Below are 2500 nucleotides of genomic sequence, written 5' to 3'. Positions count from 1 at the left end.
CCTAAGGAACTCTGCAATCTAGCCCCGTAACTTCGGGAGAAGGGGTGCCTCTGCCAGGTGAGGCCGTACAGGCTGAGCCGAGAGAGGTCGCAGTAAAGTGGCTCTAGCGACTGTTTACCAAAAACACAGGACTCTGCGAACACGGAAGTGGACGTATAGGGTCTGACGCCTGCCCGGTGCTGGAAGGTTAACCAGAGGAGTTAGCCGCAAGGCGAAGCTTTGAAGGGAAGCCCCAGTAAACGGCGGCCGTAACTATAACGGTCCTAAGGTAGCGAAATTCCTTGTCGGGTAAGTTCCGACCTGCATGAATGGCGTAACGACTGGAGCGCTGTCTCGGGGAGTGACTCAGCGAATTTGTTGTTCCGGTGAAGAAGCCGGGTGCCCGCAACTAGACGGAAAGACCCTGTGCACCTTTACTACAACTTGCCATTGGCTGTTGGACGGGTATGTGTAGGATAGGTGGGAGGCTGTGAAGCGGGGGCGCTAGTTCCCGTGGAGCCGACGTTGAAATACCACCCTTACTTTTCTGACATTCTAACCCGGCCCGGTCATCCCGGGCGGAGACAGTGGCTGGTGGGTAGTTTGACTGGGGCGGTCGCCTCCCAAAAGGTAACGGAGGCGCCCAAAGGTTCCCTCAGGCTGGTCGGTAATCAGCCGTCGAGTGTAAAGGCAGAAGGGAGCTTGACTGCGAGACTGACAGGTCGAGCAGAGACGAAAGTCGGGCTTAGTGATCCGGTGGTTCTGCGTGGAAGGGCCATCGCTCAACGGATAAAAGGTACGCCGGGGATAACAGGCTGATCTCCCCCAAGAGTTCACATCGACGGGGAGGTTTGGCACCTCGATGTCGACTCATCGCATCCTGGGGCTGAAGCTGGTCCCAAGGGTCGGGCTGTTCGCCCGTTAAAGCGGTACGAGAGTTGGGTTCAGAACGTCGTGAGACAGTTCGGTCCCTATCTGTTGTGGGCGGAGGAGATTTGAGAGGGGCTGACTCTAGTACGAGAGGACTGAGTCGGACGGACCTCTAGTGTGCCGGTTGTCGCGCCAGCGGCAGTGCCGGGTAGCTATGTCCGGATGGGATAACCGCTGAAAGCATCTAAGCGGGAAGCCTGCCTCAAGATGAGATCTCCCGGGGCGCAAGCCCCCTGAAGGCCACTCGTAGACGACGAGTTTGATAGGCTGGGTGTGGACAGGCTGTGAGGCCTGCAGCTAACCAGTACTAATCGGCCGTGCGGCTTAACATCACCTTTGCTCCTGATAGACATGGTCTGCGCGAGATGACTCAATTGAGTCATCTCGCGAATGAGAAATGTGGAATGAGAAATGTGGAATTGAGAGAGGTAATTCCTCATTCATCATTCCTCATTTCTAGTTTGCGCGCTTCGCGCCGTTCCCGGTGGCCATGCCGGAGGGGTCACACCCGTTCCCATCCCGAACACGGAAGTTAAGCCCTCCAAGGCCGATGATACTGCAGCCGCGAGGCTGTGGGAAAGTAGGACGCTGCCGGGTTTTACACAACGCCTGTTGGGTCTCACGACTCAGCAGGCGTTTTCTTTTGTGTAAAACCCGGCAGCGAAACCTACTTTCCACGAAGAAAGTCGGTGGGGTTTATCCGGCGACGATCAATTACGATACAGCGATAAAGAGTCGCCGGTACGCGCAAGCGAGGTTTGGACCTGTGCCGGGTTATTGAGATGGTCGAGCGAAATCCGTTCTGAGCTCGGAGCATGTCATATCCTCGAAATTGCTTTATTCCGCAGGCTGGCATAGAATTCTACGCACAGAGAAGGAAGCAGCGATGTCAACTCCCAAGCGCCCTCTCATCACTTCGTCGCCTGACGTGCTCGGCGGGACTCCGGTGTTCGCGGGGACCCGTGTGCCGGTGGAAACGCTGATTGAATATCTGGAAGGCGGCGAGACGATCGACGACTTCTTGGAAGGGTTTCCGACAGTCACCCGGGAGCAAGTGATCGCGTTTCTTGAGGAGGCCAAAGCGCGTATGCTTCCCGTCGCCTCGTGAGGATTCTGCTGGATGAGTGCGTCGACCGCCGGTTTGCCAAGGAGATCGCGGGGCACGAGGTTGCGACCGTCCCGCAACAGGGGTGGGCGGGCATCAAGAACGGCGACTTGCTCGCCTTGGCGCAGGAGCAATTCGATGTCTTCGTGACCGTCGACCGCAACCTCGCCTTCCAACAAGATCTTCCGCAATTCAATATCGCCGTCGTTGTCCTGCAGGCTCCGAGCAACCGCCTTTGGGACCTCCGACCGCTCGTGCCAAAACTGCAAACCATCCTCACGGGGGTCACCAAAGGCCAGCTTCGCTGGGTGAGTCTATGAAGAAAAGAGTTCAACAAAGTGACCGGACGCGGCACAAGCGGAGGTATAGTCAGAAAGTGTGGAAATAGGAAAAAGGCGGTGGCAACCTTTCGGGTGACCAAACCCAGCCGGAGGCATTCCGGCCATGAAAGGAGGCACCGCCGTGAAGGAGCAGAGCACAGCACCG

2 protein-coding genes and 2 rRNA genes (1 of these 4 cut by a window edge) are annotated in these 2500 nt (G+C 57.1%); all 4 read left to right on the top strand.

From position 1 onward, the window contains the following. Window positions 1-1241, top strand: a 23S ribosomal RNA gene (locus AB1555_19765) (it extends 1768 nt beyond the left edge of the window). A gap of 148 nt (window positions 1242-1389) precedes the next feature. After that, a 5S ribosomal RNA gene (gene rrf, locus AB1555_19760) occupies window positions 1390-1506 on the top strand. A 289-nt stretch (window positions 1507-1795) separates the two neighbouring features. Next, window positions 1796-2017, top strand: a complete 222-nt coding sequence (locus AB1555_19755) for a DUF433 domain-containing protein (GenBank protein ID MEW6248920.1) — start codon at window positions 1796-1798, stop codon at window positions 2015-2017. Next, window positions 2014-2334 carry a DUF5615 family PIN-like protein gene (locus AB1555_19750; GenBank protein MEW6248919.1) on the top strand — a complete coding sequence of 107 codons (321 nt, stop codon included), beginning with the start codon at window positions 2014-2016 and terminating at the stop codon, window positions 2332-2334. Before AB1555_19755 ends, AB1555_19750 begins: the two co-directional genes overlap by 4 nt. Window positions 2335-2500 lie beyond the last annotated feature (166 nt).

It is taken from the genome of Nitrospirota bacterium (genome assembly GCA_040755395.1).
In the GTDB taxonomy this organism is placed as follows: Bacteria; Nitrospirota; Nitrospiria; order Nitrospirales; family Nitrospiraceae; genus DATLZU01.
This window is presented reverse-complemented; position numbering and strand designations above follow the sequence as displayed.

Excerpts from the sequence above, each read along its gene's own strand:
- AB1555_19755 (MEW6248920.1), top strand. The coding sequence starts at position 1,796 with ATGTCAACTCCCAAGCGCCCTCTCATCACTTCGTCGCCTGACGTGCTC.